Raw genomic sequence first — 16,477 nt, forward strand, 5'->3', positions numbered from 1 at the left:
ATACAAGGTGAGTAAGTGATTCGCGAGTACCATACGCCTCCCCCCCATGGGGTGGCTTCACACCGTCTGATTCAGATTACCGATCCACATATCGGCAGCAGGCCGGATTACCAACTGTTGGGCCTGGATACCGGCTATTCACTCAATGAGGTATTGTCCGCCGTAATGGCTACCCAGCCCCGCGCAGAGGCTCTGGTTGTTACTGGAGATGTCAGTGCCAACGGCTCAGAGGCCTCTTACTGTCGTTTTTTGCAAAAAATCCGTGCTTTACCCATTCCCTGGTACTGGCTTCCCGGCAATCACGATGCTGGTGCGCGTATGAAGCGGTTGGCTCCAAACCGCAGCACCGAACAGATCGCCCTGGGCAACTGGCGGTTGTTATTTCTGGATACCAGTGTAGAGGGCCAGATTTGCGGTGGCCTGAGTGAAGCGCAATTGGAGCGCCTGCAATTTTTATTGTGGAAGAGTCGCGCTTATCCGGTCATGATCATGATGCATCACCAGCCGGTTCCCGTGGGCAGTAACTGGATCGATGGCCATATGCTGAGGGAGGGATGTGAGCAACTGTTGCTTATGGTGGAGGGCGCTGCCCAGGTAAAGGCCCTGGTCTGGGGCCATGTACATCAGCAGTTCGACGGCAGCCTCGGGCCGATCGGCCTGCACGCAACGCCTTCCACTTCGGTGCAGTTCACCCCCGGTAGCGGGCCTTTCGCGGTGGATGACCAAATGCCGGGCTATCGCTGGTTTGAACTGCGCGACGATGGCACTTACACCACGGGTGTGGAGCGTGTGGCTATCTCCAAATATTTTGTGGACCTCGCCTCTTCCGGTTACTGACAGGCTCAATCCTGTGCGGCAAACCAGCGGCCTCGCTTTTACCTTTCCCCAGCCAGGTCTGAAAGAAAAAACCCTTCTTAACGGACTTGCCTCTATCTTTCCACGCCGTCCATCGTACAATGGAATTGCCCTGTGAAAAGCCTCGGCCTGTTCAATGGTACAGGGAATGACCGCTGAAAGCCTGTACCGGTGTACGCCGGCAAAGCGGATGAATAATCCGGCACTGGCTTTTTCTTTTGGTGACTGCAGGCTTTGTGCAAGGGCGCTCATCTCCGGATAGATTCCATCGTAATGATAGGGGTGTAAGCATGTACAAAGTATTTTCATGGTCACTGCTGAGCGCCGTATGGCTGCTCCCGGCCTGCAGCCATCAATCCACTCCGCCAAGTGACACCGTCGCACCGGCAGCTCAATCGGCTCAGGCGGGTAGCGACGGCCTGGAACCGCGCGACAGTCACCTGGATGCCGTGTCAGCGGCTTTTGCCCTGGATCTCAGTGGTGCCAAAGTTTATGTCGCGCCAGTACAAATTGACTACACGAAACGGTTTTCCACACTGCCGCGCAGTCATTACCGCGAAAAGGACTACGAACTTGATACAGGCGACCTGCAGCGCTTGAATGAACTGCTGGCGCAGACCTTTGCCGACAAATTCCTCAGTGCGCGCAACGGCGAACTGGTGCTGGACCAGGCGGAGGCCGATTATACCCTGGCCCTGTCTCTGGATAATTTCTCCCTGGCGGCACCGCTGGACCCGTCCCCCTGGACCTGGCGGGTCTATACGGAACAGAGCGCCTACGGGGTACTGGTGGGCACCCTGTTTGACCGCCAGGGCAATGTGGTGATGCGTTTCAGGGACCGCCGGGATATCGGTGAAAACCCCGGTTCCCTGAGATCCGGCGGGCGCCTGGAACGTTTTACCAGTATCACTTTCTGGTCTGATATGCGTGTGGATATGCGCCGGGCCTTCGCCAGCCTGGATAAATCCCTGCTGTAACCGGCGCAGCGCGGATACCAGAATTGTGGGGTCTCTGCCCCCACAGATTGCCTGGGGCGCTATAATCGCCGTCTATGCAAACACAAGATTTCCACAGAAGGCCGCTGCTTATTTACCTGCACGGCTTTCTGTCGTCACCCCAGTCTTTCAAGTGTCAATTGATGCGTGAAAGACTCGCAGCCAATAATCCGCACATCGTATTCTGTGCGCCGCAAATCCCCCCCTATCCGTCCATCGCCCGGCAGTCACTGGTCGCTCTGCTGGAGGGCTTTTTGCAGTCAGGCGACTGCGGCCCGGTTGGGCTGCTGGGCAGTTCCATGGGGGGGTTCTGGTGCACCTACCTCGGTGAGCGCTTACACTTGCCGGCAGTGCTTATCAATCCTGCGGTGCGACCTTCCCGGTTTATGCCCGCCTATGTAGGGCAGGTATTGCGCCCCTACAACGGCGGGCCGCAGGAGTATCGCCTGACCGAGTCAGACGTTGCTACTATGGGCCGATTGGAAGCTGAGCTTGCCCAGCCCCTGCGCAGCCGCTATTGGCTGTTGGCCCAGCGGGGCGATGAGACACTGGATTGCTGCGATGCCGAAGATTTTTACCGGAACCAGCGCCAGACTGTCGAGGAAGGTGGTGACCACGGTTTTCAGGGCTTCGCCCGTTATTGCGATCCCATTGTCGAATTTCTATTTAACCAGCAGTAAAAAATCAAACAGTTATGGCCAATTATTCCGCCGAAGATATCGAGGTACTCACGGGGCTCGACCCGGTGCGCAAACGACCGGGCATGTACACCGACACCGCACGCCCCAATCACCTGGCCCAGGAAGTCATTGACAACAGTGTCGATGAGGCCCTCGCCGGGCACGCGAAAAAAATCGAAGTGGTGCTGCACAAGGACCAGTCACTCACAGTGAGTGATAACGGTCGCGGCATGCCTGTGGATATCCACCCGGAACAGGGCCGACCCGGTGTGGAGGTGATCCTTTCCACGCTGCACGCCGGGGGCAAGTTCTCCAATAAAAACTACCAGTTCTCCGGTGGCCTGCACGGCGTGGGTGTGTCGGTGGTCAACGCGCTGTCGAAAGTACTGGAAGTGACTATCCAGCGCGGTGGCAAGGTGCACCGCATTGGCTTTCAAGACGGGGAAAAGGCCTCCGATCTGGAAGTGATAGGCGACTGCCCCAAACGCACCACGGGTACCAGCGTACGTTTTTTGCCCGACCTAAAGTACTTTGACTCCGCCAAATTTTCGGTACCGCGTCTGCGCCACCTGTTGCGCGCCAAAGCGGTCCTCTGCCCCGGCCTCACAGTAACCTTTATCAACGAACAGCACGGTGAGTCTGACGAATGGTACTATGAGGATGGCCTCAAGGATTATCTTGCCGCAGCCAACCAGGGGTGGGAATTGCTACCGGCAGAGCCCTTTGTGGGCAGCTTTGTTGCCACTGCAGAGGCTGTGGACTGGGCGGTGCAATGGTTACCGGAAGGTGGCGAGATCATTGCCGAATCCTATGTCAACCTGATTCCCACTGCCCAGGGCGGAACGCATGTGAATGGGTTGCGCGCGGGGTTGCTGGATGCCATGCGGGAATACTGTGAAATCCGCAACCTGCTGCCCCGTGGTATTAAACTGGGCCCGGAGGATATCTGGGGCCAGTGCTCCTACGTACTCTCCGCGAAACTTGCCGATCCACAATTTACCGGTCAGACCAAAGAACGCCTGTCCTCCCGCGAGGCCACGGCCTTTATTTCCGGAGTGGCCAAGGATGCCTTTAGCCTGTGGTTGAACCAGCACACGGAAGCGGGGGACAAACTCGCCGAACTGTGTATCGGCAATGCGCAAAAACGCATGCGCTCGGCAAAAAAAGTCGCGCGCAAGAAAGTGACCCAAGGCCCTGCACTACCCGGCAAACTGGCTGACTGCGCCAGCGCGGATACTTCCCGCTCCGAACTCTTCCTGGTGGAAGGGGACTCCGCTGGCGGCTCGGCCAAACAGGCGCGGGACCGGGAATTCCAGGCCATCATGCCTTTGCGCGGCAAAATCCTCAACACCTGGGAAGTGGATTCCGGCGAGATCCTCGGCAGCCAGGAGGTGCATGATATTGCGGTGGCCCTCGGTGTCGATCCCGGCAGCGGTAACCTGGAAGGCTTGCGTTACAATAAAATCTGCATCCTTGCCGATGCGGATTCAGACGGACTGCATATCGCCACCTTGCTGTGCGCACTGTTCCTGCGGCATTTCCGCCAACTGGTAGCCAATGGCCACGTCCATGTGGCCATGCCGCCCCTGTTTCGCATCGATATTGGCAAGGATGTCTACTACGCCCTGGATGAATCGGAAAAGCAGGGCATTCTCGATCGCATCAGCGCGGAAAAGAAAAAGGGCAAGATCCAGGTGACCCGTTTCAAGGGCCTGGGGGAAATGAACCCCCTGCAACTGCGTGAGACCACCATGGACCCCAATACCCGCCGCCTGGTACAGCTGTATATCGATGCCGGTGATGACAGCAATCAGCTACTGGATATGCTCCTGGCCAAAAAGCGCGCGGGAGATCGCAAGCAGTGGCTGGAGAGCAAAGGAAATCTTGCGGAGGTTGGGTGAGCTATACATTGTGGGAAAAGTGTAAAACTTTATAGGACTATTCTAAAAATTTTGTAGGAAAAGCGATAAAAAGCATGGCAATAGAGCACGGAAGTTCAGGATAGAGGTCGAAATGCACATTCCGATCTGCAAGCTTAAAATCCGCTGTTAAGCATAGTGTTCGGTTTCCGCCAATTAAAGCGGGCAGCGAAAAATCTGTAGTAGTCTGCCAAAACCGGACACCATTTCAGGTGGTAAAGTCGCCACCTGAGACAGAGCTGTTGAATGAGTAGACAATGTCGTTCTCTCTCCCTGGAGTTCAGACGGGATGCTGCCCCTCTAGTCGTCGATCAAGGTTATTCAGTATCTGAGGCCGACCGTTCACTGGATGTGGGTACCACCGCCATGCGTCGATGGGTGAGGCAGCTTGAAGCTGAGCATGGCGGGAAGACGCCTGCAAGCAAGGCACTTACCCCAGAGCAGCGAAAGATCCTGGCGCTTGAAGCCCGAATCAACCGTCTGAAACCGGAGAAAGAGAGACGAAAAAAGGCTGCCGCGCTCTTGGTGCCCGACGAGATGAATCGTACACGCGGATAGACCGATTTAGTCAGCAGGAGGCCGTGGAACTGCTCTGTGAAACATTTGAATTGCCTTGAGGATGCTACTGCGAATATAAGAACAGAAAGGCCTGTATGCATAAGTCCAGGGTTCAACTCCGTGCCAAGCTCAACGAGATCTTGAAGTGTAATCGTAGTGCCTCGGGCAGCCGAACAATCGTGCGGTTACTCAACAATCAGTCCCTGCCATCGGGGGCTGATTGTCAGGACAGGGGCAGGCGGTTTTTGTCTGGCAAAGGCGAACATTCCAAATGTGGCCAATGGCAACCAGGCCGGTACCAATCACTGTCAGTACTTTTTCGCCCATTTCTCCGATGGTCTCTTCACCGAGTACTACAGCCGTGACAAGCAGTGTGAGACCGATGGACCCCAGAGCCAGCAGCTCGTAACGCTTGTGCTGTCTACACCCGAGGGTCAGTGCAAAAATACTGGTGGGCAGCACGGCGGCTACCAGCCAGGTATGGAAGGCCTCGCTGCCCAAGTTCAATGCCGCCACTGCGGGGAGCAGCGCGAATACCAAGGGTAGGGCCAGACAGTGGATGGCGCACATCAGGGATATTCCGATGGCGGTCCTGTCTGTTACACCCTGGGTTTTCGTAAGTAGTTGCTTGTTAATCATACGCACAGGTTGAAAAAAAGACCCCTCGGCATTGACAACTTGCTCGCTGAGGGGCCGTATAGGAAAGAGTGGTCGGTTTACAAGTATCCTGCCATCACACTGCCTCAGAACATGCTGCGCACACCAAGGCTGAAGTTACGCCCTGGCAGAGGTGCGCGGTCCTTCAAGAAGGAGGTGTGCACGCGGGCTTCTTCGTCCGTCAGGTTGCTGCCTTTCAGGAAAAAGGTCATATCCCCGAAACTGCTCGGGAGGGCATAGCCCAGTTCTGCTTCCAGGAGAGAGTAGCCATCGGTGGAGGTTTCCAGTTCAGCGGTATCCTTCTGGTCGAAATAATGCGCCATGCCGAAACCGGCCTGCCAGGCTTTGTTTGCGTAATTCAGACGGCCCCCGATGCGTACAGGCGGCGTGCGGGGCAAGTTACCTCCGTCCCGCAGTTTCGCGCGAATGCTGTCGCCCCACAGATCGAGGGTGAAATGTTCGGACAGACGCCAGGCGAATTGCGCCTCCAAACCATAGAGCACAGTATCGGCCTGCTCGAACACATAGACAGGCAGTGCGCCGTGGTCGTGTTCATGTTCGCCTTCATGACCGGCTTCTTCGCCCTCTTCGTGATCGTGGCCTGTGATAGCTTCACTGTCTAAGCCGATGTTGCGCTCGTAATAGGAATTATCGATCTGGTTGTAAAACAGGTTGATTGCCCAACCGATATCTCCGGCGTGCTTGCGCAAACTCAGGTCGATATTGTTGGACACTTCCTCATTCACATCACCGTTGTAGTGGAAGTGCGGATCATCCGACTCGTGCAGTCGGAACAGCGCGCCAACCTCAAAACTACCGGTACCGATATGAGGGCCGAAGGAGAACAGTTCCGCAGAACTGGGTGCCCGCTGTGCGTGCGTCACGGAAACCCCCGCGTTGTAAGCGGCTGCAAAATCCCAGACCACACCGGCCGAGGCGCTGTATGGAGTGAAGTCCAGTTCTTTAAACACAAGGAGTTCTTCCTGGTGTTCTCCCCCCTCTTCTGAGGCCTCGTGTTCTTCCTCTTCCCACGCAATGGGATCGGCATTGATGGTCACTTTTTCGATGCGTGCGCCCAGCTGCCAAAGCAGGTCACCGGTTTGCTTTTCCTGCAGCAGGCCGATAGCAAAGCTGTCGGTGCGGCTCGGCGGAGTAAATGCCTCTTCGCCTACAGCGGCAAAGTCCGTCTTTTTACCTTCCAGGGAAACTGCACCTCGCCAGCCGGCTATCTCCTCAAGCAGGAGGTCGGTGCGGACCTGCAGTGTTTCATTGGTGAACACGGTGCCAGATGCGCCGTTTTCCAGTTCCACATGTTCGTAATCGGTGTAGCCGATACGGGTGTTGAGACCGTTCAACCAAGCGCTTTCCAGCTGAAGTTCACTGATCAATTGCCAGCGGTCTTGCTTGAGGTCTGAGAGCACCGATGCTTCTTCGAACTCGTCGTGCTCATCTGCCACCCGTGCGTCATCATGGTGTTCCCCTGCATGACCGTGGTCATGGCTGTGACCGGGAATGCCGTTGAGCCGCTCCAGGCGTCCATAGGAAAGACCAATATAACCGTTGTCCAACAGCCAGCTGCCGCCGAGGTTGAAGCCCTGGCTCTCTGAGGCGCTGTTTTCCAGAATGCCTTCAGAGTGTTCCTCAGGTTCTTCGTCCTGATCGGCATCGGCCATCTGTTCGGCAGGTCCGGGGATCTCGTAATTATCTCCGTTACGTGAAAAACCATCGACGTGAAAAGCGAATCTCTCAGTGCCGTCGGTGTAAGTGAAAGAGGTTTCATTTTCTTCGTTGACGGAGTTGTAGGCAGCGGCAAACGCGCCCCTGCGTTCGCTGGAGGAGGGTACCCGGTCATCAACCACATTGATGACCCCACCGATCGCGCCAGAACCGTAAAACAGGGTTGCCGGTCCGCGTAGAATCTCAATCTGTTCTGCGGTCATGGCTTCTGTGGCTACGACATGGTCGGGACCAACCCGGGAGGCGTCACTCACGTCCAGGCCGTTCTGGGCGATCAACACACGGGGGCCGTTGAGTCCGCGAACAATAGGGCTGCTGGCTACGGGCCCGAAGTAACTCGAGTGCACGCCCACTGCATCTTTGAGGGTTTCCCCAAGGGTGGATGACTGCTTGCGACGGAGATTGTCGCCTGCCAGTACGCTGACAGGCTGAGCCGATTCCATGGCCGATGCGTGCAGAGGGGTGGCGGTAACATCGATTTGCTCGATCATTGTCCGATGCAGGGTGACCCTCAGCAGTTCACTGCCGGTCGCATCTAGTCGCACTGTTTCGTGGCTGAAGCCGGGCGCTTTGATATGGAGGTTTGTTGCGTTGCTGTCAGCGGTATTGAGGGTAAAGCGCCCGTCCGCATCCGTTTTGGTTTGTACGCGGCTTCCCGCGACAGAGACGCTGGCGTCGCTAATTGGCTGGCCTGCTGTGTCAGTGATTTGACCGGATACCCCATACGTCACATTGGACAGTGCCATCAAGGCAAGCGCGATTGTTGTGTGTTTCATTGCTCGATTGTTGCAGTGTATTTGGTGGTGAATCGTTGTGCAGACACCATGGAATGCGTTGCTTAGTCAGTGGATGAAAAATCCAGAGTGAGAAGCAGCCGCTGTTCACCGACTGCCAACGCAGGCGAGCGGTGTACGCACCCCGCGCCGAGGTTGTCTTGCCAGAGTTCCCCCTTGCACAGGGCCACGTGGCCGCTGGCAATCGTTTGTACTGGCTGCGTGCGCCGGTACAGGCCGCTGTCTTCATCGCTCAGCCCGCCACTGCCGGCGCCCAGCTTGCTGTGGTCTACCGAGTCGTGGGGAAGCCACTCCGTGCCCGGGCCCACATAGGTGGTGATTAACCGGCACGGCACCCGGTCTACGTGAAACCTGGGACACATGGCACTCTTGAGCGTAGTGAGCCTCAGTCCGACCGCACTGAGTTCAAACAGGCAGCTGAACATGTCGACCAGTCGCTGAATGTCCGCCTTCAGGTGAGGGCATTCGGCAAGGCTTGGCAATGTCTCTTCAAGGCGGTCAATTTTTGCACTCGGCACTATCAGGCGCTCGCTGGTGAATCTGTTCAGGTCCAGCAGCTTTTTGATATCGGCTACTAGCTCGGGCGCTGTTTGGCGCTGCCAAACGGCCATATTGACCTCGGTCTGGTAGATATCGGCGAGGATATCCGCGCTGTCCCCTGCCATAGGCCGCCGGGTAACGGCTGCAGGTTCTGGAGCGATGGTGGCCACAGATACTGCGTTCATGGACGATTCTGCTTCATGGGTTCGGTTTGTTCTCTGCCAGGGCCCGGATACTTGAAGCGGGCAGTTGCAATAGGTAGCTATGATATAACATATCGTCACCGGCATTGCCAGTAACAGCAACTGGTCTTTCGCTGCCGCCCTATGAATCGGGGTGTCAGGGTAGGGATGCCCGGTAATGGCCTTTCAAGACCCTGCACAGAGAAATTCGGCAGAGTAACAAAAGTGGATATTGCAAAAATCAGGGATATTGACCCACAGCCTTCATGCTGTGCGGGCACACGACAGCTTCCCTATCCAGCAATGGCGCCATGGCAAAAGCGGCTTGGGGATCTTCCGCAAAACTTCTTTAGCTTGGTAGCTGTCAATGGGGGAGAGGTCGCAGGGCAGATTGGCATGGAAGTGTTTTCAAATCCAAGGCGAAAACAGCTTTCAAATAGGAGCATGGCGGTCAGCGAAGAGCATCAACCGTGTGGGATTCGTTGTGTAGAACGGGCGCTGTATACCGACAACCAGCAAGCGATAGTGCTATACAAAAAAGGGTTTCAAAATAGCGGGAACCGCATAGCAATATGGGTTTAGAGATGGTGAGTACGCGGATGTGCATTTCATGGCCAAGGTGGTCTAGAGTCATTCCCCTTACCAACCGCAGGCACAATGCGCCAGCCCTTCGTACTGACGGGGCCTCTTACTTTGGTCGCAGTTTGTGCAATCCACGCCCGAGGCAAGTTTCTCTGCTGCGGGGGTTAGTGCGTTAACGGTGACAACCGCTGTCATCAGGGAAGGAAGGTAAAATGGTTTCGCCAGTCGGTGGAAAAACGGGTTTTAGTGTCGCCTAAAGCTTCAACTCGATTGAATTCCCTGCAAAAAGCGCATACCGTAGATCTGTTACCCTGGCGCCTAGCCGTCTCAATGGCGCAAGACCTCAGCGGCACAAGAAAAGAATAATAAAATAAACAGATAAACCATATCGCAACGATCATTACTTACCCCCGCGAGTCGCCCCATAACGGCAGCGCTCGCGGGAAATTCATATGCAAAACATTCAAATAAAAAAGGCCGCATCATGACCGCGTAAATGAGAGAAAAACGCCACCCCCCGGTGCTACCAACACCAAGGGATGGCTAACCCCAATAGATAAGAGAACTATCTAGCGAGGCTGTCTTGAATGATACGCCATACACTCGTTCGTCTTCAATAAAGGTCTCCCTGAAGGCGCGTATTCCGGGTCACTCCTGCCCCCGGCGGCGGAGTGTGCTGTGGCGTTGCGTGATGATTGGTGTGGTCTTTTACTTCAGCCGCGCACCGCCTTTCTGGCTGCGCATCCTGCACATTGCACTTTGCTTTTTTCACTCAAGGATCACGCCTGCGGCGGGAGAAACCGCACAAAGCGCTGTGCTTTTTCGGCACCTTTCCGCCACAGGCAACTCAAGGAGCCCATAAAAATGCCTATATTACCCTGTCGATTATTTCAGCCAGTGGAGTTGGGGGATTATTTTACCTTCACGCTGGTCGCCATCAAAGAGAACGCCGTAGACCTGCATATTGCGCCCGGCAGGGGCAATCGGGTGACGCAGGCCGTGCGTCTCCTGCAATGGTTGGATGAGACCTGGACGCTGGACGAAGCCCGTGCGCCGGAGGAGGGCCCAATCGATCAGCCCCCAGCCATCATCAGGCCATTTAAGCCGCGACCGCATAAAAAGACATTGTGCAGAATAATAGAGCGGACGCCTCGAAAGCCGGTGCAGCCATAAGCAGCACCGCCAGCGCTTACCTGCCTGTGCTGTCACTGCGGGGGAGGTAAGCGCATTTGATTCAGGTGGCAATACATCAGGCCATATGACAGCTGCGAAGGTCGCAATCATTTGGGCATCTGCCATGTGCGTTTTAGCGAGCGGCCCCGCGGCCACCTGCATAATGGCGGACATTTCCGGGACTCACCGCCCAGCGGGCCAGCCTGCCTCCACCAGCAGTCGATAAGGCAATCTCTTATAGCAACCAGCGGTTTCCATGACCACGCTCTTCACGTTGCACCCGCGGATCGCCCTCATCCATTTGCCGATACCGGTTTTGGTATTCTCAATCTGCCAGTACCGGTCCCGTCCGTGGATGTAGATACCAGGAGTGCCTTTCCAGCATTTACGTCGATATTTACCCTTACTGCATTCGGGCTCGTGAGGACCGTGCCACTGTTCGGGTAATACATAAGGTTAACCTCAGAAAATATTACATCTGAGCTTTAACTAAGCGAAGCCATCACGATAGAGCGGGTACTCTTATAAATTACGTATTAACCATCCAGTGCCAGTGTGGCAAAGAGATTTCAGCGATGTTTATAGTTTTACCTGTTGATTGCTAGCTTCAAGGATCAATTTTGGCAACACTGAATCGATCAGCTATTCGCAGTGCAATGTAATATCCTGTGCAAGCCATTAATCCCATCATTCCAACTGCAAGATAGGATCGCACAAAATGCGGTATTGCCATTTCTACCGCAATCAGATGGCTGAAATAAATACCGACCAGCATAGCCAGTAACGCAGATCCGTGTACGAACAGGTGGGTACGCCAACCCTTGTTACGGGCAAGGCATTGCGGTAAAAACGGGCAGGCACACAAGCATGCCTAAGCATCACAGCAGTCATCCGATTTAATAGCGCTGCGTTCAAACTGATGCTGTGCATTTTAATATCGGTTTGGGGTACAGAAAAATACTGGTCGAGCTTATAGCCAATCAGCATGCCGATTCCACCGTAGAGAATATTTGCCCAGAATAAAGTAACCAGAAAGTGGGAAAGCGTGTGCTTTTGCACTTGGTAGAGCAGACTCCAAATAATGATTAATGCACCTGCCAGTAACAGGTCCTGAGTCAGGGAAGGCGCATTCAAAAAATTGACCAGAAGAAATTGAAGTGCCAAAATTCCCACAATGCCACGATCATTGAAAAAGAGAAAATGTTTCTAAAAATACTCAGCTATGGACATAGATGATAGTTAGGCAGTGTCATATTTTCGGCTCGCAGGGTCTTCGATTCTCTTCTCCTTCTGCTTATTGAATTCTTCACTTTTTGATTTCAGAAAGATCCTTCACTACTCTTACATGTTGCATCATGCCACCATCTTCGTGATAGAGCAGATGGCAATGCAGGGGGTATTTTCCGGTAAAATCTTTAAATCGTGTACGGAATTTTACATGCCCGTGCGGCGGCACCTGAAAAGTATCACACCAAAACGGCAGCTTCAGAGTATGATGCATGGGGTCTTCGCCTACCACCTCAATCACATAATATGGATTAACATGAATGTGTATGGGATGAGGAAATTCACTCTCATTCACCAGCGTCCACTCTTCCACTGCATCCAGTTCCACATAGTGATTAACCACGCTACAACCACCAAATGGTGCGTGATCAATGCTGACGTTCAAGCCGCGAAAATACTTTTCCGGGTCATCTAAGGTGTTGGCCTGTAAGGTCAATTTCCGCGTATTGGTGATTTCATCATCGGTGATGGGGTTGAGGAAATCAGTTTTAAAACGCTTGGGGAAGGGCGGTGGTACACAGCGTGCCGGGGGTTGGCTGGGTGCGTAAATTGCGGTACCAATTTCCTTGCCCTGATCAATTGCAATAACAAATAAGGGGCTGTTATTGTGGTATTTATAGTGCGGCATTTGCTGGAATTCAATGGCATTATTGTAAATATAAAAGTGTGCTCCGGGTGTTGCAGCTTCACTGATTTTGAGGAATAAAGAAGCGCGGTTGGCGGGACCCAGACTGACGCCATCCTGTAAATGGTAATCATCCGTCGGATTGCCATCATAACCATAAATGTACATTTGCGCGAACCACGGACAATCTATGTCGATAGATGAACGGGTTGTTGCATTGACTAAGCGCAGATTCAACAGTTCTCCAACCGTGACATGTATGATTGGGCAGTATTGGCCGTTTACGGTGATACAGTATTCACTATCGGGAAACTTCGCGACCTGATGTTGATCTTCGACTTTGCCTTCGTCATCAACGGCAATGTTTTGGAATACAAGCACATATTCCTTTACGCCCATAGCCTCGAGTTCATCATCAAACTCACCGCGCACGATTAGGGCGCCGGCCATGCCGCTCCCCACTTGTAAAGCCACAGAACCGTGTTTGTGTGGATGATACCAGTAAAGGCCAGGGGGGTGATTTGCAGGTATATCGTACTCATAGGTGAAACTTTCACCCGGTGGAATTTTCATGCAAACATTATCACCTGGGGATTCCGGTGAGACGTGAAGACCATGCGTATGCAGATTATAGGTGTTAAATTCGTGGGGAAAATTAATCATGTTGGAATCGACCGGATTCTGCTCCGGCGGTAACTTGTTATTTGTCTGAATGGTGAGGTGGGTGCCAGGACGGATTTCGATTGTCGGTCCGGTGAGTGTGAAGCCGGCTTCGCGGGTAATCGCAGAGGAGAATACACGTGTCCAGACCCGTGTATCGTGTTTTTTATAGAAACTGAAAACGTTATTTTCTTCGTACTGCACATCCAACTCTACGCGTAGGTTGGTATCATCCTTATTCATCGAATACGCTGGTGGGTTTACCAGCGGCTCGAGAAAGGAGATGTTGGTGCGATTGCTCATAGTATCATTCCGAGTATTTGTGCTGAAGGTGCACGACAGTCAAGCCTTTAGTACAGAAAGATAAGTGACTTTGTGTAGAAAATACAGTCTTGAACGAGGCATCCCAATCGTTGCGAGATCCGAGCTGTCCGCAACCTGTTCAGAGAGTGAATTGAGTGTAGACCATTGTTTACTAGCCTAATGATGCCAACACACCAAAACCTATACACATGATTTCTTGTAGAATGGTGGAAACTATTCCAAAGTACAATGATTGAATATTATTGAAGTTCCTGGTGCCAGCATCACATGGTAACAACAAATATCCAAATGATAGGTTCCTATTGTCATGATCCGCTACGTTGAGAATGGCGTCGAGGACTTGCAGGACAGCTATTTTGAAGCTGTTAGGCGGAATCGGCTGCAAGCCCTCTACAATAGGTTGTACGGTGAGTTCTGTCCTGCAATTAGCAGGTGTTAGGATCAACAGATCCTAAGAGGATACCCTGTCGGTTAGGCCATCTGTCATAGGGGATCCAACAGTATGCAACAAGCTTTTTTTCCATAAATCGATCAGGAATATGCCCAGCAGAAGGCCCCCAACGGCGAAGACTATATCACCGGGAACACGCATCCATACCAGCCCTTCCACCAGTGGACTATGGATGATTTCAGGGGAGCGAGCGTACCAGTAGCCATGCTCCAGTACTGAAAAGAACTGGGTAAGACCAATGGGTAACAGCGACATAAATACCATGGCAGCAAGACCCAGGTTCAGCGCCCAGAATGCACCTTTCAGGTATTTATCGCCCCAGGCTAAATTGCTGCTGAGACCGCGCAGGCAGAAGAGCATCAAACCAATACCTAACATACCATAGACGCCCATCAAGGCTGCGTGGCTGTGGGTTGCGGTTGTATTCAGGCCTTGAACAAAGTAAAGAGAGATGGGCGGATTAATCAAAAATCCCAGTATGCCCGCGCCAACCAGATTCCACAGGGCCGTGGCAACGAAGAACAGAATGGCCCATTTGTAACGCACCATCCAGGGAGCGGCATTATGTAAGCGATAACTTTGCATAGCCTCGAAGCCAATAAGTGCCAGGGGAACGACTTCCAGCGCCGAGAAGATTGCTCCCCAGGCTATAACCGAGGTTGGTACACCGGAAAAATAAATATGATGCAATGTACCAATAAGGCCACCACTCAAAAAGATCACAGTGGCAGACAGTACGGCGCCATTGGCGCTGCAGGCACGAATCAAGCCCAGTCGCACCAGCATAAGTGCAATCACCGAGGTGGCAAAAGTTTCAAAGAAGCTTTCAACCCACAAGTGAACAACCCACCAGCGCCAGTATTCAGCAACAGCGAGATTTGAGTGCTTGCCGATAAACAGACCTGCAGCGTAAAAAAGCCCGATAGCTACACAAGAGCTATAAAGGACCCATATCACCGGTCTTATTTCTGCCTGTTTAGTGAACGCAGGCTTTATGGCGGCTGTTACCAGCAGCAACCAGATTACCAAGCCTGCAAGCAGTGAAACCTGCCATAGTCGGCCTAGATCAACGTATTCATAGCCCTGGTGTCCGAGCAGATAATTCATGTCCAGATCAAAGTACTGCTGTATGCCCAGCCATTCACCACCCATGGAACCAAAAATGACCACTACCAGGGCTACCCAGAGCAGATTTACGCCTATGCGCTGGTATTTGGGTTCATATCCAGAAAGCGCCGGAGCGATATACAGACCCGTGCCCAGCCAGGTTGTGGCAATCCAAAATACGGCCAGTTGGGTGTGCCAGGTGCGTACGACCGAATAGGGGAGAAGCTCAGATAGGGGGATACCATAGAAATTCTGCCCTTCCACGGCATAGTGTGCAGTAATACCACCGAGAAAGATCTGAAGCAGGAAGAGTGCAATTGCAGTGACAAAGTACTTGGCAACTGCTTTCTGTGATTGGGTTGGTTTGGTAAAAAACAAGGGGTCCTGTTCGTCGGGCTTGGGCAGGGGGTCATGCCGGCCACTGGCATGATGCCATACTAACGCGCCTATACCGGCTATCAGAGTGATAATACTTAAAATCGACCAAACGATATTGCTCGCGGTGGGTGTGTTACCAAGCTGTGGATCAAACGGCCAGTTGTTGGTATAGGTATGTCCCAGACCGGGTCGTTCGCTAATGGCTGCCCACGCGCCCCAGAAAAGAAATGCAATGAGCTTTTCACGGCGTTCCTGTGAAGGCAGCGTGTCTTCCTTCATGGCGTACTGCTCGCGCAATTCAGCCAGCCTTGGATCATTGCCAAAAAGAGCAATATAGTGCTGGCTCACTCTCTCAATAGCCTGAATACGTGTCGCTGAGAGAGGTACTACCGCTTTGCCGCCTGCGGATACAACCGCAGTATTGTGACGCATATCATCGCGTAGGCTCACTTCCAGTCCCGCTTGAATCTCTGGGGTAAGATTGGCAAAATCCTTACCGTATCGTTGCTGTGCGGTAATATCCAGCCATGCCTGGGCTTCTCGATGCAGCCAGTCCGCAGTCCAGTCCGGGGCAACATAGGAGCCGTGCCCCCAAATTGAGCCCAATTGGTGGCCGCCCATAGAGCGCCAAACCAGTTGACCTTGTTCTATATCGCCTTGATTAAATACTGTCTGTCCATCGGCACCGACATAGGCTGCAGGTACCGGGGGTTTTTCTCTGTAGATATCACTGCCCAAACTCAATAACACAGTGAATGAAGCAATTAACACAACAAATAGTGCAGTTACGATCAGCTTGTGCTTTTTCATGAAATTCACCCTTCCAGGGATTTGCAATAATCGTAATTGTGTGTATTTAAAATAAGCAATGTGTCAATATTTGCAGAAGATGACTTAGTCTGACTGGACAGCCTTTGAGAATTTGCCAAAATCACGCAAAACGAGGGGCTTATTTTAAGACACGCGCGTATAA

Annotated in this window: 13 protein-coding genes; 7 read left to right on the plus strand and 6 right to left on the minus strand. The window is 53.1% G+C overall.

Annotated elements, in window-relative coordinates:
- The first annotated feature begins 15 nt into the window (after window positions 1–15).
- The 5 genes from Q5Y71_RS01960 to Q5Y71_RS01980 all read left to right on the plus strand — a co-directional run bounded on the left by Q5Y71_RS01960 (window position 16) and on the right by Q5Y71_RS01980 (window position 5,007).
- Window positions 16–837: a phosphodiesterase gene (locus Q5Y71_RS01960; protein WP_306039615.1), complete on the plus strand. Its 822-nt coding sequence runs from the start codon at window positions 16–18 to the stop codon at window positions 835–837.
- A gap of 308 nt (window positions 838–1,145) precedes the next feature.
- Window positions 1,146–1,832, plus strand: coding sequence for a hypothetical protein (locus tag Q5Y71_RS01965; RefSeq protein WP_306039616.1), 687 nt, complete (start codon window positions 1,146–1,148; stop codon window positions 1,830–1,832).
- Window positions 1,833–1,906: 74 nt separating this feature from the next.
- The gene (locus Q5Y71_RS01970) at window positions 1,907–2,530 is read left to right on the plus strand and encodes a YqiA/YcfP family alpha/beta fold hydrolase (RefSeq protein WP_306039618.1); all 624 of its coding nucleotides are present in this window, start codon (window positions 1,907–1,909) and stop codon (window positions 2,528–2,530) included.
- 14 nt (window positions 2,531–2,544) lie between these two features.
- A complete protein-coding gene (parE, locus tag Q5Y71_RS01975; RefSeq protein ID WP_306039620.1) occupies window positions 2,545–4,431 on the plus strand; it encodes a DNA topoisomerase IV subunit B in 1,887 nt (628 codons plus the stop codon).
- Window positions 4,432–4,695: 264 nt separating this feature from the next.
- Complete coding sequence (locus Q5Y71_RS01980) at window positions 4,696–5,007, plus strand: transposase (protein WP_306039622.1); 312 nt, start codon at window positions 4,696–4,698, stop codon at window positions 5,005–5,007.
- 189 nt (window positions 5,008–5,196) lie between these two features.
- On the opposite strand, the gene Q5Y71_RS01985 is transcribed toward Q5Y71_RS01980, so the two are convergent.
- The 3 genes from Q5Y71_RS01985 to Q5Y71_RS01995 form a co-directional block, all read right to left on the minus strand.
- On the minus strand, window positions 5,197–5,646 hold the full coding sequence (locus Q5Y71_RS01985; protein WP_306039651.1) for a MerC domain-containing protein: 450 nt from the start codon (window positions 5,644–5,646) through the stop codon (window positions 5,197–5,199).
- A 104-nt stretch (window positions 5,647–5,750) separates the two neighbouring features.
- The gene (locus tag Q5Y71_RS01990; protein WP_306039624.1) at window positions 5,751–8,177 is read right to left on the minus strand and encodes a TonB-dependent receptor; all 2,427 of its coding nucleotides are present in this window, start codon (window positions 8,175–8,177) and stop codon (window positions 5,751–5,753) included.
- A gap of 62 nt (window positions 8,178–8,239) precedes the next feature.
- Window positions 8,240–8,920, minus strand: coding sequence for a DUF1826 domain-containing protein (locus Q5Y71_RS01995; protein WP_306039625.1), 681 nt, complete (start codon window positions 8,918–8,920; stop codon window positions 8,240–8,242).
- A gap of 222 nt (window positions 8,921–9,142) precedes the next feature.
- On the opposite strand from Q5Y71_RS01995, the gene Q5Y71_RS02000 reads away from it, so the two are divergent.
- Both Q5Y71_RS02000 and Q5Y71_RS02005 read left to right on the plus strand, forming a co-directional pair.
- Window positions 9,143–9,499, plus strand: a complete 357-nt coding sequence (locus tag Q5Y71_RS02000) for a hypothetical protein (RefSeq protein WP_306039626.1) — start codon at window positions 9,143–9,145, stop codon at window positions 9,497–9,499.
- Between the two features lie 864 nt (window positions 9,500–10,363).
- Window positions 10,364–10,672: a hypothetical protein gene (locus Q5Y71_RS02005; protein ID WP_306039628.1), complete on the plus strand. Its 309-nt coding sequence runs from the start codon at window positions 10,364–10,366 to the stop codon at window positions 10,670–10,672.
- A gap of 744 nt (window positions 10,673–11,416) precedes the next feature.
- Here Q5Y71_RS02005 and Q5Y71_RS02010 read toward each other — a convergent pair.
- The 3 genes from Q5Y71_RS02010 to Q5Y71_RS02020 all read right to left on the minus strand — a co-directional run bounded on the left by Q5Y71_RS02010 (window position 11,417) and on the right by Q5Y71_RS02020 (window position 16,314).
- Window positions 11,417–11,845, minus strand: coding sequence for a hypothetical protein (locus Q5Y71_RS02010; protein ID WP_306039630.1), 429 nt, complete (start codon window positions 11,843–11,845; stop codon window positions 11,417–11,419).
- Between the two features lie 133 nt (window positions 11,846–11,978).
- The gene (locus Q5Y71_RS02015; protein WP_306039632.1) at window positions 11,979–13,547 is read right to left on the minus strand and encodes a multicopper oxidase family protein; all 1,569 of its coding nucleotides are present in this window, start codon (window positions 13,545–13,547) and stop codon (window positions 11,979–11,981) included.
- Between the two features lie 472 nt (window positions 13,548–14,019).
- On the minus strand, window positions 14,020–16,314 hold the full coding sequence (locus Q5Y71_RS02020; RefSeq protein ID WP_306039634.1) for a nitric-oxide reductase large subunit: 2,295 nt from the start codon (window positions 16,312–16,314) through the stop codon (window positions 14,020–14,022).
- Between the last annotated feature and the right edge of the window lie 163 nt (window positions 16,315–16,477).

The sequence above is a fragment of the Microbulbifer sp. 2205BS26-8 genome (assembly GCF_030731025.1).
Classification (GTDB): domain Bacteria; phylum Pseudomonadota; class Gammaproteobacteria; order Pseudomonadales; family Cellvibrionaceae; genus Microbulbifer; species Microbulbifer spongiae.